The sequence below is a fragment of the Prevotella sp. TF12-30 genome, from assembly GCF_003436715.1.
GTDB classification, from domain to species: domain Bacteria; phylum Bacteroidota; class Bacteroidia; order Bacteroidales; family Bacteroidaceae; genus Prevotella; species Prevotella copri_A.
Genome location: NZ_QSQJ01000001.1, coordinates 20,165 through 44,542 on the forward strand (window position 1 = coordinate 20,165; position 24,378 = coordinate 44,542).

General features: G+C 35.3%; 29 protein-coding genes. All 29 read right to left on the reverse strand.

Annotated elements, in window-relative coordinates; all coding sequences use genetic code 11:
* Positions 1 to 374: 374 nt before the first annotated feature.
* On the reverse strand, positions 375 to 965 hold the full coding sequence (locus DXD25_RS00105; RefSeq protein ID WP_117661225.1) for a sugar transferase: 591 nt from the start codon (positions 963 to 965) through the stop codon (positions 375 to 377).
* 6 nt (positions 966 to 971) lie between these two features.
* Complete coding sequence (locus DXD25_RS00110) at positions 972 to 2,261, reverse strand: DegT/DnrJ/EryC1/StrS aminotransferase family protein (protein ID WP_117661226.1); 1,290 nt, start codon at positions 2,259 to 2,261, stop codon at positions 972 to 974.
* Between the two features lie 10 nt (positions 2,262 to 2,271).
* Positions 2,272 to 3,273: a glycosyltransferase family 2 protein gene (locus DXD25_RS00115; RefSeq protein WP_117661227.1), complete on the reverse strand. Its 1,002-nt coding sequence runs from the start codon at positions 3,271 to 3,273 to the stop codon at positions 2,272 to 2,274.
* A 3-nt stretch (positions 3,274 to 3,276) separates the two neighbouring features.
* On the reverse strand, positions 3,277 to 4,365 hold the full coding sequence (locus DXD25_RS00120) for a Coenzyme F420 hydrogenase/dehydrogenase, beta subunit C-terminal domain (protein WP_233522144.1): 1,089 nt from the start codon (positions 4,363 to 4,365) through the stop codon (positions 3,277 to 3,279).
* 111 nt (positions 4,366 to 4,476) lie between these two features.
* Positions 4,477 to 5,625 carry a polysaccharide pyruvyl transferase family protein gene (locus DXD25_RS00125; protein ID WP_233522145.1) on the reverse strand — a complete coding sequence of 383 codons (1,149 nt, stop codon included), beginning with the start codon at positions 5,623 to 5,625 and terminating at the stop codon, positions 4,477 to 4,479.
* Positions 5,626 to 5,631: 6 nt separating this feature from the next.
* Positions 5,632 to 6,444: a glycosyltransferase family 2 protein gene (locus DXD25_RS00130; protein WP_117661229.1), complete on the reverse strand. Its 813-nt coding sequence runs from the start codon at positions 6,442 to 6,444 to the stop codon at positions 5,632 to 5,634.
* Between the two features lie 141 nt (positions 6,445 to 6,585).
* Positions 6,586 to 7,257: a CatB-related O-acetyltransferase gene (locus DXD25_RS00135; protein ID WP_199540936.1), complete on the reverse strand. Its 672-nt coding sequence runs from the start codon at positions 7,255 to 7,257 to the stop codon at positions 6,586 to 6,588.
* 3 nt (positions 7,258 to 7,260) lie between these two features.
* Positions 7,261 to 8,103, reverse strand: coding sequence for a hypothetical protein (locus DXD25_RS00140; protein WP_117661230.1), 843 nt, complete (start codon positions 8,101 to 8,103; stop codon positions 7,261 to 7,263).
* 2 nt (positions 8,104 to 8,105) lie between these two features.
* Positions 8,106 to 9,218 (reverse strand): hypothetical protein, encoded by a 1,113-nt coding sequence (locus DXD25_RS00145; RefSeq protein WP_117661231.1) that lies wholly within the window; start codon positions 9,216 to 9,218, stop codon positions 8,106 to 8,108.
* Complete coding sequence (locus DXD25_RS00150; RefSeq protein WP_117661232.1) at positions 9,199 to 10,500, reverse strand: lipopolysaccharide biosynthesis protein; 1,302 nt, start codon at positions 10,498 to 10,500, stop codon at positions 9,199 to 9,201. Before DXD25_RS00150 ends, DXD25_RS00145 begins: the two co-directional genes overlap by 20 nt.
* 50 nt (positions 10,501 to 10,550) lie before the next feature.
* Complete coding sequence (locus tag DXD25_RS00155; protein WP_117661233.1) at positions 10,551 to 11,243, reverse strand: cytidylyltransferase domain-containing protein; 693 nt, start codon at positions 11,241 to 11,243, stop codon at positions 10,551 to 10,553.
* Between the two features lie 4 nt (positions 11,244 to 11,247).
* Positions 11,248 to 12,405, reverse strand: coding sequence for a UDP-N-acetylglucosamine 2-epimerase (neuC, locus tag DXD25_RS00160; protein WP_233522146.1), 1,158 nt, complete (start codon positions 12,403 to 12,405; stop codon positions 11,248 to 11,250).
* Complete coding sequence (locus tag DXD25_RS00165) at positions 12,405 to 13,334, reverse strand: GDSL-type esterase/lipase family protein (protein ID WP_117661234.1); 930 nt, start codon at positions 13,332 to 13,334, stop codon at positions 12,405 to 12,407. The genes neuC and DXD25_RS00165 overlap by 1 nt, the downstream gene beginning before the upstream one ends.
* Before the next feature lie 158 nt (positions 13,335 to 13,492).
* The gene (gene neuB / locus DXD25_RS00170; RefSeq protein WP_117661235.1) at positions 13,493 to 14,506 is read right to left on the reverse strand and encodes an N-acetylneuraminate synthase; all 1,014 of its coding nucleotides are present in this window, start codon (positions 14,504 to 14,506) and stop codon (positions 13,493 to 13,495) included.
* Between the two features lies 1 nt (position 14,507).
* Complete coding sequence (locus tag DXD25_RS00175) at positions 14,508 to 15,146, reverse strand: acetyltransferase (protein WP_117661236.1); 639 nt, start codon at positions 15,144 to 15,146, stop codon at positions 14,508 to 14,510.
* Between the two features lie 163 nt (positions 15,147 to 15,309).
* Positions 15,310 to 16,623: a toll/interleukin-1 receptor domain-containing protein gene (locus DXD25_RS00180; protein ID WP_117661237.1), complete on the reverse strand. Its 1,314-nt coding sequence runs from the start codon at positions 16,621 to 16,623 to the stop codon at positions 15,310 to 15,312.
* 444 nt (positions 16,624 to 17,067) lie between these two features.
* A complete protein-coding gene (locus DXD25_RS00185; protein ID WP_158556262.1) occupies positions 17,068 to 17,307 on the reverse strand; it encodes a hypothetical protein in 240 nt (79 codons plus the stop codon).
* A 162-nt stretch (positions 17,308 to 17,469) separates the two neighbouring features.
* The gene (locus DXD25_RS00190; protein ID WP_117661239.1) at positions 17,470 to 17,898 is read right to left on the reverse strand and encodes a hypothetical protein; all 429 of its coding nucleotides are present in this window, start codon (positions 17,896 to 17,898) and stop codon (positions 17,470 to 17,472) included.
* A gap of 4 nt (positions 17,899 to 17,902) precedes the next feature.
* Entirely contained in the window at positions 17,903 to 18,580 is a 678-nt protein-coding gene (locus DXD25_RS00195; protein WP_117661240.1) for a TIR domain-containing protein, read from the reverse strand.
* Complete coding sequence (locus tag DXD25_RS00200; RefSeq protein WP_147327808.1) at positions 18,570 to 19,166, reverse strand: hypothetical protein; 597 nt, start codon at positions 19,164 to 19,166, stop codon at positions 18,570 to 18,572. Before DXD25_RS00200 ends, DXD25_RS00195 begins: the two co-directional genes overlap by 11 nt.
* On the reverse strand, positions 19,163 to 20,221 hold the full coding sequence (locus DXD25_RS00205; protein ID WP_117661242.1) for a toll/interleukin-1 receptor domain-containing protein: 1,059 nt from the start codon (positions 20,219 to 20,221) through the stop codon (positions 19,163 to 19,165). The genes DXD25_RS00200 and DXD25_RS00205 overlap by 4 nt, the downstream gene beginning before the upstream one ends.
* Positions 20,218 to 20,715 carry a toll/interleukin-1 receptor domain-containing protein gene (locus DXD25_RS00210; protein ID WP_370453396.1) on the reverse strand — a complete coding sequence of 166 codons (498 nt, stop codon included), beginning with the start codon at positions 20,713 to 20,715 and terminating at the stop codon, positions 20,218 to 20,220. The genes DXD25_RS00205 and DXD25_RS00210 overlap by 4 nt, the downstream gene beginning before the upstream one ends.
* Before the next feature lie 65 nt (positions 20,716 to 20,780).
* Positions 20,781 to 21,326, reverse strand: a complete 546-nt coding sequence (locus tag DXD25_RS00215; protein WP_117661244.1) for a TIR domain-containing protein — start codon at positions 21,324 to 21,326, stop codon at positions 20,781 to 20,783.
* Positions 21,327 to 21,405: 79 nt separating this feature from the next.
* The gene (locus tag DXD25_RS00220) at positions 21,406 to 22,422 is read right to left on the reverse strand and encodes a YafY family protein (protein WP_117661245.1); all 1,017 of its coding nucleotides are present in this window, start codon (positions 22,420 to 22,422) and stop codon (positions 21,406 to 21,408) included.
* 11 nt (positions 22,423 to 22,433) lie between these two features.
* On the reverse strand, positions 22,434 to 22,856 hold the full coding sequence (locus tag DXD25_RS00225) for a protein-export chaperone SecB (RefSeq protein ID WP_199540938.1): 423 nt from the start codon (positions 22,854 to 22,856) through the stop codon (positions 22,434 to 22,436).
* Positions 22,857 to 22,858: 2 nt separating this feature from the next.
* Positions 22,859 to 23,266, reverse strand: coding sequence for a hypothetical protein (locus DXD25_RS00230; RefSeq protein WP_117661246.1), 408 nt, complete (start codon positions 23,264 to 23,266; stop codon positions 22,859 to 22,861).
* 2 nt (positions 23,267 to 23,268) lie between these two features.
* The gene (locus DXD25_RS00235; RefSeq protein WP_117661247.1) at positions 23,269 to 23,685 is read right to left on the reverse strand and encodes a hypothetical protein; all 417 of its coding nucleotides are present in this window, start codon (positions 23,683 to 23,685) and stop codon (positions 23,269 to 23,271) included.
* Positions 23,686 to 23,880: 195 nt separating this feature from the next.
* Positions 23,881 to 24,108 carry a hypothetical protein gene (locus DXD25_RS17060; protein WP_233522147.1) on the reverse strand — a complete coding sequence of 76 codons (228 nt, stop codon included), beginning with the start codon at positions 24,106 to 24,108 and terminating at the stop codon, positions 23,881 to 23,883.
* A gap of 51 nt (positions 24,109 to 24,159) precedes the next feature.
* Positions 24,160 to 24,378, reverse strand: coding sequence for a hypothetical protein (locus DXD25_RS17065; RefSeq protein ID WP_233522149.1), 219 nt, complete (start codon positions 24,376 to 24,378; stop codon positions 24,160 to 24,162).

A 24,378-nucleotide genomic window follows, 5' to 3' on the forward strand; every position in this document is an offset into this window, starting at 1 on the left:
TGAAGAGTCGGAATAACCTTTATATCTATTGCCATAATCTAATCTCCTATTATTTAGTTTATATAACTTGCCGCCAAAATTACGCTTTTTTCTTGAATCCACCAAGAAAATCACAAGAAATCTGCAAGTTATCAGCCAATTACTACAAAATCAACAGTGAACTATTAACAGTAAACTATAAACTGCTATTCCCCATGCGGTCCCATCCCGCAAAACATGGCGCAGACCTTTGATGGTCCGCCAACCATAAAGCGAAGCGGTTCCGAGCACCGGAGGGCGGTTACATCCTCTCGTCCCTGAGGGAAGAGAGGCTTGGTGAGAAAGGTGGAGCCTTCCTTAAGGGTAAGGAAGGACGGGTAGGTTTTCGAAAAAAGCTATTCTTTCACAATCACTTCAAATGTCTTGAAGATAAGTTTGATGTCATACCAGAAGCTGGCATTCTTCACATACTCCAGATAGAGCTTGATTTTCTCCTGCATGATTACATGGATGTAATAATCCTCAGGATCAGCAGCCTTCTCCATCAACTCATTCTCATTTCTGAACTTGATGCTGGCAGGATCAGTGATTCCTGGCCTTACATCCAGCACATGCATTTGCTTAGGAGTCCAATAGTTTACATAGTGGCGAACCTCGGGTCTAGGCCCCACCAGACTCATATCACCAATAAAGACATTGATCAGCTGAGGAAGCTCATCAAACTTGTACTTTCTGATGTAATAACCTGAGCGGGTAACTCTAGGATCCCTACCTCCGATGGTAACCAAGGAACCCTTATCAGCCCCTACTCTCATCGAACGGAACTTGAAGATGCGGAAATCCTTATTATGTCTTCCCACTCTCACCTGACGGTAGAACACCGGTCCCTTACTATCCAACTTAATCCAGATAGCCAAAACCAAAAGGAGCGGACTCAATATGATGAGTCCGCATCCAGATGCTATGATATCAAATAATCTCTTCATAGAATCTTACTTCACGCATTCCTTGAAACATTCGATTACATACTCCAGATCCTCATCCGTCATCTTGGTGTTCAGAGGCAGAGTAATCTCATTCTCAAACATGTGGAAAGCATTTGGGAAATCCTTGATGTCGAAGCCCAACTTCTTGTAGGCAGTCATCATAGGCAGCGGCTTGTAATGTACATTGGTAGCCACACCACGCTCTGCCATCATCTCAATCACCTTGTTTGTCTCCTCACGGGTCTTACCCAGGAGGCGAACGATATAGAGGTGACCGGAAGAAGTATGCTCCTCGTTATAGTGAGGCAATACAGCTACATTCATATCCTTGAATGCCTCATTGTAACGCTCAATCATCTGACGACGACGCTCCAACATACCCTTGTAACGGTTCATCTGAACCAGACCGATGGCAGCCACCACGTCTGTCATATTGCACTTATACCAAGTACCGATGATATCATACTCCCAGGCACCCAGCTTCGTCTTAGCCAAGGCATCCTTGTTCTGACCATGCAAGCTCAGCAGCTGAGCCTTGCGATACAAGTTCTCGTTCCAGGTCTCCCCCTCAATTTCAGGTACACCGCTGAAGGTATTCTCAGGATTTCTATCCAAATCCTTCACCACCTTCTCATTACCGAAAGGAAGATTCCACGACAAGGCACCACCCTCAGCTGTGGTGAAGTTCTTGACAGCATGGAAACTGAATGAAGAGAAGTCAGCGATGCTACCAACCATCTTTCCATGACGTGAAGCACCAAAGGCATGGGCTGCATCACAGCAAACAGCGATACGACCAATCATCTTCTGAAGATCAGTCTTAGGAGTAAACATCTCCTTCTTGCTTTCCACGATAGCGAAGATGCGGTCATAATCGCAAGGGATACCACCGAGATCTACAGGAATCACCGCCTTGGTTTTTGGAGTGATAGCTTTCTCCAAAGCCTCGTAATCCATTTCGAGACAACCCTTCTGTACATCTACGAAGACGATGGTTGCACCCACGTGGTTAACAACAGATGCACTTGCCGTATAAGTATAAGCAGGAACGATAACCTCATCCCCCTCGCCTACGCCAAGCAATCTCAGCGCCATTTCTGCACAGGCAGTCTGCGAGTTCAGGCAAACCGCCTTCTCCACGTCAACAAACTCAGCCACTTCCTTTTCCAATTTCTTGGTACGTGGTCCAGTTGTAATCCAACCGCTCATAATAGCATCACGTACTTCACTAGCCTCAGCCTCCGTCATATCAGGTGGAGAGAAAGGCACATTTCTTCTTTTCAAATCTGTACTCATAATATTTGAATTATTTTTTATTTTTCAACTTTCTTCCAGTAAAGAAACCAACAATGGTTCCCCAACCATATGAAAAATGGACACAGAAGAACATAACAAAGAGTGGAAGCAAGAACTTCCAACCATGCTCTTTTGCCGCTAGCAAAGAAGCAACAAAATCACATAGAAAATATAAGCATAATCCTGCTAACAGCAGATAAACGAAAGGAAAGAACAGTAAAGACAAAATGGTTCCACCTATAATGCCTACAACAAAGATTAATGGTATCATATGGCGAAGGCCAATTGAATCTCTATCAACATAGAACAAATGCCCAATTGATTCTCCATTAGCGTACATCTGCCTACATGATGCCTTCAATGTTGGACGAGCATAATAGATACACTCAATCGCCGGATCAAAATAAATGCTATACCCAGCTCTTTTTATGCGAGAATTAAACTCATTATCCTCACCTCTAGGCAAATCATCACGCATACCACCAATTTTTTCAATCATAGTACGAGGAAAAGAACCAAAAGGTACCGTGTCGACATCTCCAGCTTTTGCCCCTATACGATATGAAGCACCACCTATTCCAAATTTCGAATAATTGAGTATCGCATTAGTTATTGCCCATAACGAATCATTTTGTGGTTGTATATCCCATTGTCCTCCAACATTGCCTCTTTTAGAATCACCTTCTAAACCCTTTATACATCCTTCAATATAATAAGGCTTGTACAAAGCATGAGCATCTAAACGAACTATATAAGGAGCATCCGAATTTTCCACACCTATATTAAACGCTATAGACTGAATGCGTCCTGGGTTATGGATAAAACGAATATTTATATATTTTCTTCCATACTCTTCAACTATCTCTCGTGTTCGATCATTACTTCCGCCATCAACAACCATTACATCCATATCTCTAAATGGATAAGATTGTTCTATAACGGAATCTAAGCAACGAGCTATAAATTTTTCCTCGTTAAGAGTTGGAATGATTACCGCAACTTTGTATTCCATATTCTAACGTTTTCCTAATAATATTCTAATTTTATGCTGCAGACTAGTTGGAATATGACTCCATATTAGATAAGAAAATTTAAAGTCATGTTTTTTCCAATAATTATCAACATCTGCCCAGTTTTTATTCTTCGCCCATTCTGCTAAAATTGCAGTTCGCTTTTCAGTATGCCTAGAAGGATGATTTAAAGGTTCATTACCATCTTTTATATCATCATAAGACACCTGATATGTTTTGATATTGGAAATATCTACAATGCTTTTACCTTTTTCATTATTAATGATGAGACAAGAAACACCTTTTTCTATATCAATCAAATTTTTTAGGTCTGGTCTTCTATTCACGACACCCCAAAAATCACCAATAGTAATATCTGCAACGCGTTCTGGTTTTGCATAAGAACATACATAACAAGATTCTCGGTACGTTTCTCCTTCCAAGAAATATGTCATATAAGACGATAAACGGTGATTGATTTTTTTCGTCTTACCATTATTTAATTCAAGAAGATTATTAAATGTCCACCCTTGTCTTTTATCTCTAAAGATCATTTTCTTTATTGAAGTTCTAGAGTGAAGATCTAAATAAGAATGCAACATTTCTACATTAGGTACACCATGACATATTACCTCAACCGTAAGAAGATTCTCATTATTTTTTGTGAAACGTTTTACCGCTGCGACTTGACAAGGTGTACCGGAAAATAGGACTTTCTTACCTTTCTGTAAAACTTCTGCAATATCTTTATACACACCCTCGGTGTTACTTTGGACATATTTAGAACCATACATTTGTTTTACTACTTGAATATTTGAAGTAAGAACATGACGGGGAGTAAGTTGTTCATCCATAATGCAACCTGCTACCATCCATCCTCTTGAAATAAGCAGCTCTGCAATTGCAGCAAACACACCTCCAGAAGAAGATAGTATTAACTTTTCTTCATCAGAACGAATCGCTGCAGCTGTCAAAATAGGATGAGACAAGGCTTCAGGATTTTCTATAATGCATTTTTTAGCACATAGCCCACAATCAATGCATAATGAATCATCAATTACAGGACGCATATAGCCTAAATCATCGGATTGCATTGTAATGCAATTCTTTGGGCAACAAGCAACACACAGAGCACAACCAGAACAATCTTTGCTCTCGAAATCAGTAACTCTTTTATTTCTGAAACTCATGTTGTACAATTTATATTAGTCAAATTGACAAGCAGCTAAAGATTCTTTTAAAAACTTCCTTGCTACTTCTCTTTCTGATTTAAGAATGAAATCTGATTTTTCAAAATCTACATTTATATCTAACACCGATTCCAAAGCAGGCTCATATCGTTCTAATAGTTGAAGCATCTTCAACAATGATATAACACGACTACTTTGAGAATGAGCAGAACCGTAATTTCTATCAAAGACATAGAATGGAGTATGAAGATTAATAGAGAATGCTGTACCATGGAAAGAATCTGTTACTACATAAGTAGCATTATCCACTAAACGCAGAAAGTCAAGTGGTCCTGCAGGAACTATCATATCAGCATAGTTCATATCTTCATGTTCATATGGTATAGCAAATACCTTACAATTCAATTTGTCTTTCAATAAAGAAATACAACTCTTTGCCTTTTCAGAAGGAGAATCAAGAAAATATGCCAATATATAAACTTCTTCTTGAGAAGGAATCTTTAATTTATGTCTCCAGGTGTCACCATCAAGCAAAAGCGTAGGATCCAACAAGTGCAAAGCCTTGCGCCCACATAGCTCTTGTATTAATTTAACGCCGCTATCTTCTCGTACTGAAAGAAATCTAACTTCTGAAATCCATTTACGCAACTTTGATATATTATATTTTGCCACAAAGGCATGCCCTAAACTAGTAGCAAATGAAATACGCTTCTTTTGGGGAGCAAATCGCAGATAATACATAGGGTCAACATATAAAGAAGTTGGATTCCAGAGTTGGTCGCTACCAGCAATAGAAGCAACTGCTGACTTAGCCTCCTTCTTTAAAGATTTCCATGTCATGCATTGGGGTTTCAAATATCGTGCAGTAAATTCTTCAAATCTTAACTTAGAATCTCCGAATATACTTTTTTGATAAGAACTTCTATAAGCTTTAATAGTCCTAGTGTCAAAAGTTTGCAACGTGCGGAACAAAATAGTAATTAATTTGCCCATTCGAACGTCTCTACCCTTTACTAAACTTTTACGTTCTATCAATTCACAATTATACCCCAAGTCCTCAACTAAGACCTTCGTTGCAAAAGTCTGAAGACTCGAACCAAAATTAAAGCCAGAGAAGAGTGTTGTCAATAAGACATTATCCTTTAAAGGCATATTTTTATTCATACAAGATTACTTTTTTCTATTATGAACATTTCTGTAATAACGGACAAGACACATAGGAACCAACCCTTTAACATACCAATTGACATAACTCTTAATACAGTAAATATAATACAACGGCTTACTCTTGATATGTTTTTTATATTTCAATACAGTATCTGTTAATTCCTTCTTTGATCTGTTGTTGGACGCACCACCATCAGACATATTTGAGAGAACTTTTGGAATAAAATGAACTGGTACTCTATTCTCATAGCATCTCAATATAAAATCCGCATCAGCTTTCAGTTTAAAATTAACATCAAATAGACCAATGGTATCATATACGAATCTAGGAACGAAAGTTGCGGGATGATTCAATCCCATTTCAAAATTTCTGGATTTTGATTCATATATTTTTTGTGTTGTTGGGTATAACTGAGTTGAACCAGAGGAATAATGAAATAAAATCTCACCAGCTATAATAGTTCTATTTGAATGCTCACAATAACGATTCTCCTCCCATACAGTTTGAAGCGTGTCAGGCTCCAACCAATCGTCACTATTTACTATCCCAATGATGATTCCATTTGAGCGGAGCACACCTTTATTCATGGCATCATAAATACCGTTATCACTTTCACTTTTCCATTTTAAGCGTCCTTGAAAATGAGGTTCATATTCTTTTATGATGTCAATAGTTGTATCACTTGAACCACCATCAACAATGATATACTCATAATCTAAGAAGTTTTGGTTCAAAATGGATTTAATTGTACGCTCAATAGTAGTAGCACTATTAAAGCATACAGTTATTATCGAAAAAAATGGTTTATTATTCATAATTGTTGGTTTATAAAAATTTATATTTCATAATAATATAATTGTTTACACAAAATATTAATAACACAAAGAAACAGTTGATTCATTAATTTTAAAAGTCGAAATGTAGTCTGGCAATATTTCAACTGCGATATCAGATCTCTACGCATTACTTTTTGTATATACTTCTAAAAAATCTGAAACATTCGAGAATTTTTCCACATTCTCTTTTATTTTTTCTTGTGCCCAAAACCACCATTTCAATTGAAGCAATTCAGATATTTCTGAATCAGAAAATCTTTTTCTAATAATCTTTGCAGGTACTCCTCCAACTATAGAATATGGAGGAATGTCCTTAACAACGATACTACCTGCGGCTATGATTGCCCCATCACCAATTGTAACCCCTTCTAAAATGCAAACATGATTACCTATCCAAACATCATTACCAATATCCAAAGAATGCCCATCTTCTGTCGTTTTATGTTCGATAAAACTTGTGAAGTTGACATAACTAAAACGAACAGGAGTTTCTTTCGAATAAAAAACCGGATGAGTCGACACATAATTCTTAGTTGGATGAGCGCCTGAAATTATTTCTACATTAGAGGATATAGAACAAAAATTGCCAATATGCGTATTGGTAAATACGCAATTATTTCCAATATAAGAGAACCTACCGATACTAGATTTCTCTATTATACAATTACGCCCAATTTTATTATAGCCCCCAAAAGATGTTTGTCTATCAATTCTAGAAAAAGGAGTTACTGAAACAGTTGACTTAAACATACAACAAAGTAAGCCCCATAAATATTCTACTAAAATATACATATCTTATACACCTCTTTTAAATGCATCAATAAATGAATTTGGAGTCATATTAACAATTTCAATGCCACCTATATAAGTAGAAAAACGTTGAAGGTCATGGTAAGCTCCAAATGTAATTGCAAGCGTACTAAGCAAAGTTGGCATATCAAAAATTCCACCATCAATACGATACCATGGTTTTAATTGAACTTCTTTATTATCATAAAAATGAACGTCCTTCAGACAAACCCTATTTTCTTTATCTATAGAAAGAAGATTTAGCCAGGAATGCTCGACACCATAAAGCTCAATCTGTTTATATCCATCCATTAACAAATCATAAATCGCAGCTACTAAAACATTTTGAGCAGGTGGTGCTGCCATACCATATTTAAAAAGAAGATCACGAATACTTGAAATTTTCATGCCAAGCTTTATTCCTGAAGGATGCCATTTTACCGTAATATTCTTATTAGATTTGACTAAAGACTTAGCAAAAGAATAATTGGCATAAGGAACAAACCAAATCAAGTTCCAATCAATATTCAAAAGACGATGAATATATTCTTCTTCTTTTAAAAAATATTTGGAAAAAAACATAGGATCTACAGTAACAAAATATTTTGGTTTTATCCTAAAAAACAATTCAGACATCAGAGAATGATTTACGCAACAATAATCAGAATCGAGAACATTGCTCACCAATTTTAAAGAGGGACCATTTCCTAATATTTTTACTTTTCTCGGCTGTACTCTTAAGATTTGTTTAAACGAAAAATCTCTTCTAAAGATTTTAATTAAAAACCATTCTTGTAAATACATTAAAGAACTCACAAAACTTAAAATTTGTTTAATTCTACTTTTCATTTTTACAACAATTTTAACAAAATATTCATATTATTTTTTTCTTCATTCAAAAGTATACATTTATTTTTTTCTAAAAATGGTAAGAACATGAATGAATAAAAGATAAAGTCATGATTAGCAACTATAACTGAATCGAAAAACATACGCGCCATTAAAAAAAGCATAAGAACTAAGATAATAAACTTTCTTTGAGTTATATACTTCTTTATAGAGACAAAAATTATATATATAAAAGTAAGAAATCCAATAATTCCCATTCTATGATGAAAATTCAGAAAAGAATTATGAGGATTACCACCATACTGGTTTATAATTGGAAAGCTAGCAGAATCACATCCCAAAATGAAATTAGGAAAATCCATATATTCAAAATAAACGCTCCAAATTTTGGATCTGGAAGATTCAACTCCTTCACTCAAACGCGACATCTCATAATATCCCAATAAAAAATTGAAAAAAAACAAGAATAAACTTACAAAGACTATAAGAACAAAATAATTATAATATTTATTATTCGCATTTTTTAGCACACAAAACAAACTTAATAAAATCATAATTCCAAAAGAAGAACGGCCATCCAACCAAAATGCGAAATAAACACCAACTAATGGAAGTAAAAGTGGCAATCGTCTATACACTCTATACTTATTTAATGCATAAAAAACAGTATATCCTACAATCAGAAAACCAGGATAATTTTTACTTAAACCTAGCGAACCATATAATGAATTTAATTCAATATTGTAAACAAATATACTTTTATATAAAAAGTAGAATGTATAAAGCAACAAAAACAAAGAAACATATATGCAAATTTTCGGATTATCAATACAAAAAACAGCCAAGCCTATCATTGCGACAGTTAATAATAATCCACCGATACCATAACCAGTAAGGGGCATATTTAATAAACCTCCCAAAATAGTTAAAAGCAAAAATGGCATAACATAAGTTCCTTTTACATAAAATCTGCCTATTCTCCATTGTCTAAAGAAATAGGGAAGGACTAAAAAGAAACCTAATACTATAAAAGATTGACCTTGAAAGACTTCACATAAAGAAAATAACATGAGTGCCAAACAAGGAAAGACCTTATCAAATATAATCGCGTTCATAACATAATTCCTTATTCAATAATTGTTTTTTTAATTCTTTTTTTGCCATTATATATATGGATATACATATAAATGATTGAGACAGGACATAGACCAAACAAGTCAGATAAATAGAGTACGGTGTCAAAAACAACGACATTATTAAATGAAATATTGATGAGCCAAAAGTAACATACATAATTTCTTTTGTTCTAGAATAGAAAAAAAGATAATTAGTATATAGGAAATAAAAGCAACAAAGGAATCCTTGTATGGATAATATAATGAACATATTATTAGCACCAGTATATTTTGGCATAAAAACGGGAACAAAAAAATAGACTGAAATCATAATAATTAAAGAAGATACAAGATATACCATAAGTAACTTATGTCTTTGCAATTTAAGAGCTTGTACTTTCTCCTTTCCGGTCATACTATTATTTCCTAAAACCTTGCTTATATCCACACTGTTCGACTGATTAAATCCTATGCCTATCATCACGATAATATTTGCCATATTCATAGCAAAACTAAAAAGACCGACATCAGTCATATCATAGTTATATTCAACAATATACCTATCTAGACCTTGACGAATAAACGTGACCGCAGAATGGGGGATTAATGGTAAACTCCATAATAGTACTTTTTTTAAGTACAATCTACTAGGAGCCCAAAGGTATTTTTTTTTGAAAAGAAAATGTAGAGAAAAGAAACCAAATCCCAAACAGCAAATTAGATTCGCATATACTCGCCCCTTCCATCCCAAACATAAACTACTGACTAATATTACAGAAAGTAAAAAATTTAAAACAGCATTTAATACTGATAGCAATCCATAATGACCTATTTCTTCTTTAACACGCAAGATATTTAAATGTAAATTAAAGTATATTGTAAACATACTAATAAGTATTCCACAACAAGTTATTACCTTATCTAGATGAAGGATTTTTTCAAAGAAATCACCAAATACAATTGTCAGGAAAAATAAAACAAATCCCAAAAGCAAAGTAATATAAGACGACGAAGAACATGATTCTCTTATACCATAATCACCTTCTCTAAAGTATGAAAAAGAAAGATAACCTTCCGAGCATAGAGCTATTACAAACCCCAAAACTGTTAATAACGTACTAAAGAAGCTTAAATATCCATATTCTGTCGGTCCAATATAATTTGCTAAAACAAGCAACAACAAAAAAATGAGTCCTTTATTTATAAAGGAAAAGAGCGAAAATAAAGCTCCACTCATAACTACTTTATTTTGATTGACAAAGTTTTTTATATTAAAAATCATAATATCAGCTATAAAACTCTTAACCTAAACATCAACATAACAAACAGTTTTCATTTTTCTTTATACATTTTTTTAGCAATAATAGCTTTTGCAACAACTAAATCTAATGCCCCATCTATATCCACAGAATCCTCTGCTGACATAATATAAGAGAGGGCTTTTGCACCAAAGAAGTGCTTTTGCTCTAAATACGAATCAGGCTTAGCAATAAAGATTGCGCCATTTGGAGAATAGTCTTTATACCCCTGTCTTCTATAATTAGAAAAATCTGTATCGAAATATTTCAAACTTTCATCACCATCAATGGGATTTACTAGGACCTTTGCATGTTCAGCCTCCTTCATTGATACCAAGAAGTCAAAATTTTCTATCTTTGCCTCAAATTTCTCTATAGCTTCTGTTATATGCTTGGATGTACGAAGAGGAGAAGTCGGCTGTAAGAGTACAAAATAGTCTATAGACTCATATAGTCTATTCTTCAATATATCTTCCAACACCATAAAGGTTGTTGCCTTATCATTAGACAACGCTTCCCCTCTCATCATTACTTCTGCACCATAATGTTGAGCAATCTCTGCATAATGTTCAGAATCCGTTGATACTATTATATGATCAAACAAACTAGTCTCTAGTGCAGCTTCTATAGAATAAGCAATAAGAGGTTTGCCACAGAGATCTATAATATTTTTATCTTTTAAACCCTTTGAACCAGAACGTGCCGGTATAATAGCTATTCGTTTCATTCATTTAAACATTTAAAGGTTTGACATCAAAAAACTTTTTATACTTTGGCTTTTCACCATGTAGAATATTCTTTGTTGTTTGATAATACAATTCTGCAGAATGCTCCTTATAATAAGGAGTATCAGTTATTTGTTCATCCTTATGAGAAATAGTAAACCGAATTGCATGAGTAATAGCTTCTGCTGTGCAACGTACATCTAAAATGCTACTACTTTTAACGCGACCTGTCTGTCTATCACCTATATTTATAGTAAAACTTCCTAAAGAAGGAACTTCTATAATACCACTACTAGAATTTCCAATAAGAGCAACAGACTGCTTTACAATATAATGGTATGCATCAGGATGAAGATTGCTATAAAAATGGCAATTTTCATGTGTTTCACAGAATTGCTTTACTCTCTTTGTAATTTGATCTGCATGTGTGTCTGCATTGGAGCCAATAAATACAAAGGTATAATCTAAGCTAAATGGCTCTACAGCTGTCAACACCTGTTCTACCTGTTCTAACGGAGAAACATCGTTTAAGGTCTCAGGATGGAAAAGCACAACAAATGAATTATTAATATTCAAAAGTTCTCCTGGGACATTATTTCTATCAATATGAAGACAGTTCTCTGCTCCTAAAGCACCAAGATAATATACAGTTTCTGGAGCCTCACCTAATTGTATTACTCGCTTACGATATTCCTCTGTACTTGTTATATGCCAATTTGCCATTTTGGTTATAGAATGACGGATAAACTCATCATAGTTCGCCTCAGTCAATTCGCCACCATGGAGATGCAAAATTGGCACACGATGCATAGCTGCAGCTATTGATACTGCATAAATTTCATATCTATCCCCCAATATTATCAGAAGATCAAACTTATGGTCTGAGAAATATTTACTGAAATCATCCAAAGTTTGAGCCATAATGTGGCAAGTATCATCAAGAGAGTCCATCTTTTGCGGGATGGCATCCTTATAATCTATTCGAAAACCATCTTGTTCGATGATATTAACAGCACTACCAAACTCAGAAGCCAGCAAGGCTCCTGTTGTTAATACAGAGAAATCTACTTCGTCATCAGCATTAAGCTTTGCGATATAGTTTCTTACGATTCCATAATCTGCACGCGAGCCTGTGGCAAAAGCCACTTTATATTTTTTCATCATTATGCTATTTTTGATTCAATAATTTCTTGTAATTTTTCGTAAGCAAAATCTGAGAAATGAAGACCATCTATGGTATTTCTTTCTTGCAACTCACCATAAATATTATTCAAAAACGATAAGGACAATACAGAAACCTTTTCTCCAAGCATATCATTAAGTATAATATTCAACCTATTAATATCATCGTTTCTTCTGTCCCATCGTCTTCTGACATTAGGCACTAATGAATATATGATTCGAGCCTTAGGATTTTTGTATAATACGAGGTCTATGATAGACTTAATATTATTTACAATTGTATCTATTGGAATCTTATATTTTAAATCATTAGTACCTATTATTATAAAAAATATTTTAAAAGAAGACAAATCAATTTTATCTACTAACTCAAGACATTCTTTACTAGTCAAATCACCAATACCCGCATTGAATATCTTCATATTGCTAATTTCATCTACCATCCAATATTCGACAAGAGAATCTCCTATTAAACAAACTTGGCAATTCGATATTACTCGATGAATGATACTATGGGCTTTTTGTTGCTTTAGCAAATAACTCTTCTCATATTGTTCTATTTGCTCCACCAAATATTTTGCATATAAATATGATTGTAGATTACAAACTGTCAGGTTCATATTTTCATGAAGTAATGCATATTTCTTATCAACAAACTTAAAGGGTTGATATGCATTAACTACAGGTATATCTTCTTGCCATTCGCTGTTACAAAGTACTACCCCTTTATTCTTACAATAATCTATAACTTTTCTATTTGGAGTTTCAAGAATAAAACTAGAATCTTCTTCATAAGATAAGATGTCTTTGATGACATGAAAGAATAAAGGAATTCCTCCTAGTTCCATCATTTCCAATTCAAATACATCATAAGTATCAAGAGAAAAATCTACTTTATATTTTTTTGTCATTGGTCATGTTTAATTTTATAAAACATCTTTCATTGTCTCTAACCAAAGAGACTAATGTATGAAAACACCTTAAAGGTATATAACTTACTATTTTTTTATGATTTGAACTTGAAGACACTTTAATACATAAATCTATATCTTGGATAAAATCACTAATATTATCTTTCTATTAATTCATCTTCACAAAAATCACGAATCGCAGTTGTTCCCAAAACATTATACCAGTCCATAGGACTTATACCATTTCCTGGTCTCTTACAAGTAATATTGTCTTCTGTAAAAATCTCTCCTCTCTTAATTGCGCGACGAGCAACTATAGACTTACGGGCAATATTAATATTACGTCGTTCAGATTCTGTAACTTTCTTGCCTCCCTCTCCAGCAATAACTTCTATACGACGAACATTTTGGCAAAGTTCCTTTAATTCTTCTGGTGTTGCAGAAGCCTTGTGATCTGGACCTGGCAAGTTCTTGTCCAATGTAAAATGCTTCTCAATCAGGACAATATTCTTCATACAAGCACCTATTGCAGCAACGTAGCCTACAGAATGATCAGAGAAGCCAATTTCTATATCCGGGAATTCTTGATGCAACGTATCTATTGCACTTAGGTTCACATCCTTATCAGGTGTTGGATACTCAGTATTACAATGGAGAATTATCAAATTCTTTGGATCTTCATACTTACAAATAATATCCACCGCTTGATGAATCTCCTCTATCGTGCACATACCAGTTGAAAGGATAATTTTCTTATTTGGTATTTTATACTTAGCAATTTTCTCCAAAAAAGGAAGATTGGTTACCTCCCCCGATGGAATCTTCCAAATTGCCTGCTTCTGCTGTTCCAGAAAAGCAATGGAATCCATATCAAATGGTGTAGAGAATGTATCAAGTCCTAAACTGACGGCATAGTCACGAAGCTTGACAAACTCATCATATGGCAGTTCCAACTTACGGGTCATCTCCAATTGATTCTCATCATTACCAGTTGTTACCTTTTGGTAATCTGCCTTTGGAGCATATTTCGATATAAGCTCTGCTGCCTTGAAAGTTTGGAACTTGACAGCATCAACACCACAAGCCTTAGCTTCATCTACCATTTTCTTTGCCAGCTTTGGATCTCCACAATGATTACATCCAATCTCTGCTATTATATATATATGTTTCATACTAGTTATATTTATGACTTTTCGATTCAATTTCTTTAGCAGGAACCCCAACTACCGTAGTGTGAGGTTTTACATCTTTAATGACTACAGCTCCAGAACCAACCAAAGCCCATGTTCCAATTGTCAACTGACCATTTATAACTGTTCCGGAACCAACAAAGCTTCCATCCTCACAAATAACATCGCCATTCAATGTTGCATTTGTTGAGATATTAACATGATCTTTGATATGGCAACCATGCTCAACCAAAGCTCTCGTATTAATGACACAATTATCACCAACAGAACTTCCGTGATTTAATATGGCAAGTTTTCCAATAAAACTACCCTCACCAATTGTTGCAGCTTGAGAAACAAGAGCAGATTTATCAATAACATTGATAAGAGATAGCTTTCTCTCTTTAAGTTTATCAAACCATATTTTACGTTTTGCATTGTTGCCTATTGCTACAAAATAAACATAATCTTCTGGATTTACAATACAATCAATTGTATTACCTAATATAGGGAAACCCTGATGCTCTTCTCCTTTGGGTTTTATATCATCCAAGAATCCCACCATCTGGAAATTCATGTGGTCAACAGAATCCAATACGGATTTGGCATAACCACCTGCGCCAACTATAATTAATTTTTTCATTTATTTAAATTAAATATTTTTTATTTAAACAGTTATTTTACCCTCGTTATTTCTTATAAAGAAAAGCCTGTAATCATATGCGAGTGTCACTCTGCCTCCTACTCTCTCATTACTCAAGACCAAGAGACCTCCCCATATTATGCAGAATATGGGACCGCCATATTCATCGTAAAGAACAGACTTTATCATAACTAAGCCCCTCTTTCAAATTAGGAATTCTGTGATAGGCATCACGTTGAAGTTCATCCTTTGTTCTTGCAATCAAAGTCTTGAAACTATCTTTATCAGCAACGCCAAACATGATCTTAGCTTTTTCAAAATATCGCATAGAAGCCATCTTTGGGAGTATTTCAAATGCTCTATTATATATACTCAATGTAGGATACCACATAGATATTCTATCTCCAGGTTTTCCATATATCAAGGATAAGTAATACAACAAAATATCGACTTCTACCCAAGAAGCGAATTTGTCGCCTCCATAATTGTTCATAAGGATAGCTACTTGACTGGATGACGAATACCCTTTATTCTTATAGTAATCCAATGTGTAATTATGCTTTTGAAAAATTGCCGTAAATGATAAGAAGAGCTCATAATTAAAGAAACGATAATTATCATTTCTCAAATGCCATGAATCTGTAGAGGAAGCCAACTCTATATCTTTATCTTCGTAATACTGAAGGAGTTTCTCAAAGAAATCGACAAATTGCTTGCCATTACATTCTGAATTAGATGCCACAGTATCAACAAAAGCAATAAAGTCGTTGTTAACAACTTGCATAGAAGATATACTCTTTTCTACCAGTTCTATCAAATCGCAGGTTTTACCTCCACTAAATGTGACTTTGAATTGATCTAAAGACTCTATTATCTTATCACAGTACCTAGCTATCCAAGTTTGTAGATCACTACTTTGATCTATCTTTTCTTTAAGCTTTTGTTGCTCCCGTGCCGTACTTAGCAAAACAGGTTCATCTGCTTCTAAATAAGAAGGCATTTTTCCTAATGCAGGCTTTCGAAGAAGAGGTTTACTATAAATATCTCTGAGCAACTGATCGTAGCCTAACTCATAGGTTTCATTGCTGCTCATATCGATATACATGCGAGATTTTAAGAACGTTGGCAAACACGCTTCTCCATTCTTCCACTCCATCAGAATAGGAATAAACTTTGTTTGCTCGGCTAAAGAATAAATATCGCCAGACATTATCGTGCTTTCCGTTCCTACACCTCCTTTTCGAGCATCTGCCTTGAGAGCATAATCTTCGTTACAAATAACAAGCACCTTCTTTATATCGGGATCCTTAACCATTTGTTCCATGAAGACATATTTGTCATGACCATGCTTTAAATCCCAGATGTCAAGAATAACATTCACTCCATCTTGCATCAAACGCTCAGCCAATCTCTGCACCCTAATCTTATTTTCTTCAGGATGCCAGCTATATGATATAAAAACTTTTGGATTTTCCATTGTACACAAGCTTATTATCTTTGTTCTCGAATCTTAAGACTTCCTCTTAAATCTTACCGGATTCATTAAGCCGTTGTTCTTTGCCTTGAAGCAAATGCTCTGTTACCTTCGCATGGATATATCCTTCGAGGTAAGCGAATGCTATATCTTTGATTTGTAACATCATAATATTCTTTTCGAAAACCTACCTGTCCTTCCTTACCGTTAAGGAAGGCTCCACCTCTCATCTCGGTCTTCTCCCCTCAGGGAAGAAGAGGAAAACCGCCCTACTCGGTGCTCGGGACCGCTGCGCTTTGTGGTTGGCGGACCATCAAAGGTCTCGCCATATTGTGCGGGATGGGACCGCCTTGCTAGTTTCTCACATTGAACAATCAATAAATTCTATTTTATTCAATATCAGTAGCTGTGCTAACTTATAATTAGTCTGCATCTACAACTGCCATATCAAGTTATCATGAGATGATTGACCATACGAGACTTCATGAAATGAGGCGTGTATATTTCTTGACTGTCCCACTTTTCAAAAATAACAGAAATGAATTTGATCTGTTCTGCCTTAGAATAGATTTCATCAAACATGATGGTACTCTCGGTACCAACCCCTCCTTTACTGCAATTGACATTCTCTGCATAGTCCTTGTTACAGACAACCAACACCTTTTTAATCTCTGAGTCTTCGACCATCTTTTCCATGAAGACATACTTATCCTAACTGTCCTATAGGCTCCAAACGTCTAAGATTACATCAACGCCATCGCTCATCAATCGCTCGGCTAATCGTGGCGCTCTTATCTTATTCTCTTCTGGATGCCACTATATGAAATAAATACTTTAGGAGTAATCATGTTAACCACAACAAGCCTTATATTTTAAAAATCCACAATATATCAATAACAAGCCCACCAATCCTACATACAACCACCACTCTGTAATGGAGAACATTGCTGAAATAAACTTATAACGTTCGCCTTTAATTTTATCCAAAGACATTTCAAATTTTCTCACAGTACCGAACTGGTTTTCTTTACCAATTAATATATCATATAATGCTCTGAATTTTCTTTCTTGCTGCAAATAATATGAATCTAAAATCCAAAATAGAATCAAAGGTAATATTATAACAAACAAGAAATGGACATCCTTTGTTTTAACATATATTCCTACAAAAGCAGAAACAACTGTTATTGCTAAGCCTTTTATTTTAAAGGAGGCATCAGCCATTCTTGAAACAGCACTTTGGACATAATCCAAATGTTTGATTGTATCAGCATCCATAATTTTATTGATTTACAGATAAATGTAATTCGTAATTACCAACATCATCTTTGATTGTCTCTACTCGTTCAATACACTCAGACACATGATTTTTAAAATAATCCCATGTTACAAAAGGTATATAATTAAACTCACCATACCAAATAGTTGAAGTTTTCTCGCACTTTTTCGTTACAGGATTTTTTCGATTAAACATATTCTCTTTGAGAATAGTAAACATCCAATCTCTGTGATACGTAATACAAGTTGACTGACAACCATAGCATTTATTATGCGTTATAGCATAATCATAGCTGCCATTTTCATCAGGTAAGACAACGGCCAGTATTGCATTTCGTCTGCTTGTCCTATCGCCACGAGATGTTTCTCTTAAAGAATAGGAGATTTCCCAAGGTATCCATTGAGACTTATCATAGCGATTTGGCTCCTTCATATTTGGAGAAATTAACACTATCGTGCAAGTCGTAGGATATATGCGATCTTTTAATTCTCCCCAAATTTGCTCTTCTGTCCAATCAGACAAATCCTCACCATCATGCTCGCCGAAATAAACATGGTCATCAGCAGCTAGTAAATTCTCTATTTCATCCACATAATGACGTACTTTGGTTGGATTATGTCCCACAATTTGTCGTACAGCTGTATCTGCGTATTTATATGAAACAAAGACATTATATGCCATAACTCTTATATTTTTCTAAAATTTTACGAAATTCCGCAACATACGCATAAGTATCAGGTACAGTATAATACTCTAACTTCGTACGCTCTTGCAATACACTAGCAGCTCCTCCAGTATTTGGAACCACAATCATATCAGCATAAGGATTACTTTCATGAAATTCATTTGCCTCACTAATAATACCATCCATGCCACCTATAAAAACACCACAAACAAACTTGTTAGAAAACATTTCATGGCGCATTCTATTCACACTAGAAGGTATATCTTTCTCCTTAGAAGTCCAAATCAAACGCTCATAATAAGAAACTTCTTGGGGTGTTTTCCCTTTAAACCATTCTGATTGATAAATCAAAACGTTTTTGGAAAAATCATCTCCATAATCCTTAGCTATTTCATATACCAAAGGGGAGATGGCTGGGTGACCTCCAAAACAGATTGGAATTTTATAATCCATACAAACTTTTGTAAATGCCATTACAGCCTCTCGAATTGCTGGTATGTTACCCTTGCCAAAGAACTCTCGACCAGGAATCGGAATTTGGGAAGGGATTCCAGCTGATAAAAAAATCATAATCTCATTCATTTTGAAACATCTAACACTTGCACCGGTAAAATTCCATTTAGCCAATTGATATGGTTTCGCACATCACTCCTACAATATAAGCCATTATAGAAACCAAAGGCTTGTTTAGCCTTGTCTGACACTTCTGATATCTTTTGAATGTCGAATGATACCGGAATATGATATAAAGGATAGAATTCTTTATCTTTATTCTGACTTACATAACATCTTCTATCAGAATTTAACTGTACATCAGGTACCATAGCTTTCAATTGGTCAGCCAATGCCTTTTCTCTGAAAGATTGTATTTCGAGTCGATTATTCTCCAACACGGAAATTATATCTCTAAGCACAAAAGGCTCAAACAATTTATTTGCGTCAATCTTAGAAGGTAAAATATAGCGCTTAGCAAATTCTGCTTCTTTAAATACTTTTGAATTTGGTGCGAACACCTCTATCACTCCCATCTGTAATTTGTTGCAAGCATTGAGTTCTTCCATTGTAAACTTACTCAATTCATAATTTGGTGTATTTACAAAGATAAAGACAGAAGAATCAGAGAGTTCATGCTTGAGATACTCTTGAAAATCCACTCCATAAGTAATACTATATGAATCCAAGAAAGGCTTATAATGTGCAGCAATCAATGCATCATGCAACTGATGAACAAATTTCAAACTATCGCTCCTCTTGTAAGAAATAAAAACTTTTCTATTAGACTCCAATAGTCCAAAGTACTCCAAAATGAAACATTTCAATTTACCAATTGCCAGAGTCGAATCAATTTCTATAGCGTTTACTGGATTTAGTTCTTGTGGAATGAAATTCCTAAAATTTGTCGAGCTTTGTAATATAGGAACAATTTGCTGGTTAGCTACTAACTCTGAAAAATCCAAATTGCTATAACAAGATATATCCTTATCGTTCTCGGACTGCCCAAAGAATAAATACAAAGTTTTGTCGCTATAAGAGATACTATCACTACCAAGCAACTCAATATTATCATATTTTTTTAAGGAACTCCGTAATTCGTCCTCAAAAAACGGAGTTCCTAATGATACTATTTTATTTATCATCTTTTCAACCAATCTTCTAAAGGTATATATATATTTTCTCTTTCCTTGTGATAAACGACATAAGCACCTGCTGACTTTCGAGTTCCATTAGAAAAGAAAGATTCACCATCCTCATATTCTATTGTTGGATATATTTGCAGGTACTCAGAGCCATTCCAAGTTCTATCTCCTTGCTTTACAGGGAGGATTGCTATTTTCCCTATGGCATACTTAGCTGCATCACCTAAACCTAATTCCCAATTACACCACTTTGAGTCAATCGCATCATTTGTAGCTACAAGAATAAACTTATCATACTTGAGAATCTTGTCTTTCAAAATTTCTGCTGTTTTCCCAGAAGTAGTACTTGTCATACCAGCATCTAACCAATCAATATACACGCTGATGCCCGAACGTTCAAGCATAGCTTTAACCTGTAGCATCAATGTTCTATCTGTATGCTTATGTGAAAGGAACACTGATGTCTGTGACTGAGATTGAGAAAAGCATCTCACCTCATTTATCGGATATCGTCGAGTCGAATCCGCTATTTGTTGCGCACTAAAATACATAATTCTACTTATTTTGGATATTGATTTCTAATGTTGATTGCTTCCTCTACCAAGTCCTGTATATTCTCGGCAATGTCTTTATAAGCATTTGTGCTGACCAAATGCGATGGCGAATAAGCTTTACATACACTTGACAGTCTCTTCTCATTATGATCTGCAGCCTCGCCTCTCTCAACTATATAGTTGAAAGTTTTATCAATAAAGAACTTGTCAAAAGGATTATCACCCATGAGGCTTTGCTTACCGACTTGGTCTTTTAAGCGATTTATATATATACCAACTATTCCTTTTCCAGTTTCCCAAGCACGCTTAATCTCATACTTCACCCATTTACGATCAGCAGTATTAGTTCCAATCAACACGACAACACAACTTCTATTCTTCATGTTATCATCTATCCACTTCTTGATTGCCGCATCACCTTGTCGCTTCACCGTTTCCCACTGATTAGCACTAGTAGGAGCATTACCTTCTATTGCCCCAATGTTTCTAACTTGCTGAGTTCTCCAAAAATCATCAGCAAAACAAAAGCTATAAAAAACTTGTCTTTTCATATATAACCTTTCTTTTAAAATTAATACTGATGCAAAAGTAACTTCAAAGATTGCAGACTTACTTCATTCTTTCGGGAATTTATTCACTCTCGCAGAATTTAACAATATTTTTCGCTCTTTCTTTGATTTTCTCTCTCAAATCAAGAGGTTCCAATATCTCGCACTTATCAGCGTAGGTCAACATAATGGTCTCAAACTCATAAGTGGGAATCAGGTCGAGAGACAAAATGGTATAATCATCATGTCGTTCTACTACTCTCTGCGAATGATGGATTGGTTTTGTCATGATGTAAGAATCCGCAGGATGATAAGCCTTAAACACGATGTGCTGGCATGACTCACCAAACTTTGGAGAAACTCCCACTATATCTTTGAAATAATTCTCAACATCACCTTTTATAGGTGAAAACTTCTCATTTTCAAGAATCTTATAGTCATCAATTCTATCCAAAGGTACTACCACTATTGGCAACACATCGCTTACTGTAGGCTCCTTTCCTACCAAGAACCATCTGTTATTATATTGGCGCAACTGATAGGGATGGATGATTCTGTTATAAGATGGACGACCAAACTGATGATACTCTAAAGATACCACATGTTGGGATGCTATCGCTTCATAAAGAGGAGTGAAGTATTTCAATCCCTTCAAGTCCTCGTTTTGTGAGAAACTTACGTAGGATGCTTTGGCTTGACCTATATTAAATGTAGATTTCATCTGCACCAATGTGGCATTCAGCCATTCTTGATTTGGAAGTCCTTTAAATCGGGAAAGCATCTGAATAGTATCGGACAACATCTCCGCTTCACTCTGGCTCATTGGAAGATTCTGAATAGAAAAATTTCTATCAGAATACATATAATAGGCTCTATGACCATCCATTTTTCTCTCCAAAGGCACACCACCGCCTGCTTGACGCTGCATGAAATGAATGTCTTCACGAATGGTTCGCTCTGATACTGATGAACCATCATAATTGTAAAGTACCTCATTACATGCTTCCACCAAGTCTTCCATATAATAGTGTCTTCTACTATCACGGAAACAGCGGTCTAATACCTTGTAGCGTATATAAGCATTCTTTCCTTGAGCCATAGAGAATCGTTCTATTTATTGCTTGTTTTATCTTTGTTGACCTTTGTGAAGTTGACAGGTGGAAGGATAATGCTTCCCAATCCTGCCTTTAATGCAATGTTAGCAATGTGCTCTCGAACAAATGGGAAGATGATGGCTGCACCATTGACACGTCCAAACTCCTCATCTGTCGATATCTGAGAATTGCCATTACGTTCAAAGACTCCAATCATAGAGACTTCAATACGATATTGCTCTGAACCATCTTTCATGTTTACAACAGTAGTCTTCAGCCTGACATTTATCTTATTGTCCCGACCTCCTACTCCTGTCTCAAAACTAACCATTCTTTTAGAGTCTTGAAAATCAACATTTCCAATTCTAGTGAAATGGGATTCTGCTAACATGATATTTAATACACGAAAGCCAGACTTTTTATCTTCTATATTTTCCATAACTATGCAGCTTGTGTATAATCGTTACTAAAGAAATCATCTGATAAATCAGCAAAACTAAAATTCTCAGAATAGCAAAAATGATTATCCATTTCCACACAAATAGTTTGCATCGTCAAGGATTCACTCAATAGATAATCCTCACCTTGTACACTCCATCCTACAGTTTCTATTCCGAAATAAGCATCTTCTGATATAAATGATATATCTTCACCAGGAATTGCTTTATAAGCACGTTTAAAAAAATCACACTCCCAATCTGTGAATTCTTCACTATCAAAAACAGCTTGGGGCAAGATTTCTATTGTATGTAAATTTGCCAATTCATCATACTCGTAGCTAGCCTTTGCATTCTTGAATTGTTTTACGAATTCATTCAATTGCTCTTTCAAATAATCAAAAGTTGCCATAATCAAATCGTTTTTAAAATTTTAAGGACATCTTTAGCTAATTCTATAGACTTCATACTTTGCGTAATAGTGATAGACTCTTCGCCATAATCTGCCTTAAACCTTATTCTTTTTAATTGTCCAATCTTTGCAATAAATTCCTTAGCTCTTTGCTTTTCCTCGAATTTACTTGCTGAGTCATATAATCTCATGCGTATAAATTCTGCCATGATTTCATGTGTCCCATGCATCGTTGGATCAACCTCATTTTTTATTTCATTTTCTGTCTTACCATACTTGCTATAACATAGATGTTTCATCCAAAGAAAACAACTATAATATGCGCTATGAGGTACTGCCAGATAAAAATAAGTACTATTATTTATCTCTTCAGCAGCACCAATAAACAAGTCGGATTTATTCGCATAACAGCTATTCATAAGCCATATTTTTTACTTGCATTCCTTTACAGGCTGCAAAATTACATGATAAGATTGCAGAAATACTGCATTGTTCTTGCGAAAATTAAAGTTAGCATCCAACCCCTATGGCAATACGACTCCATCCCCAGTGTTTACTGGGGATACAGAGTATTTAAAGGAATTAGACTTTTTGTTTTTCTATCTAAGAAAACATTAAAGCTCTTTACCACCCAAGAATTGACCTAAGGCGGACATCATGCGGAGTTGCTTGGCAGATGGGGCTTTGACGCCTTTGTTGGCCATATCCAAATAGAAGTTGAGACTGGTGGATAAGGCTTTGGTCAACTCTGATGGCATGAGCATGTGCCATTCCTGGGTTTCCTTATCCTCGTAAGTTGCTACCAAGAATAGCTTCTGAAGCTTGTACTGGGTCTTGCGCATCTTGCGCACCACGTAGGTGTTGGCATCGCCTTTTACAAACTCATCTACTATCTAGAGTTCCTGCTTGTTCAAACGGCTCAAGATCTCTATTGGGTTATCCAACATCTCCTGGGCTATTCGCCTAGCAGTCTCATCTTTCTTCAAGTTGGGACTTACGTATAGGTCGAGCTTGTCACTTGCTTTCAGCATATTGACTTTCGTTGTGCTATTGAGTAGCTGAACCAAGCGGATGCCATCAGCTGTGAAGTTCTTATTTGGAATTACTATCAT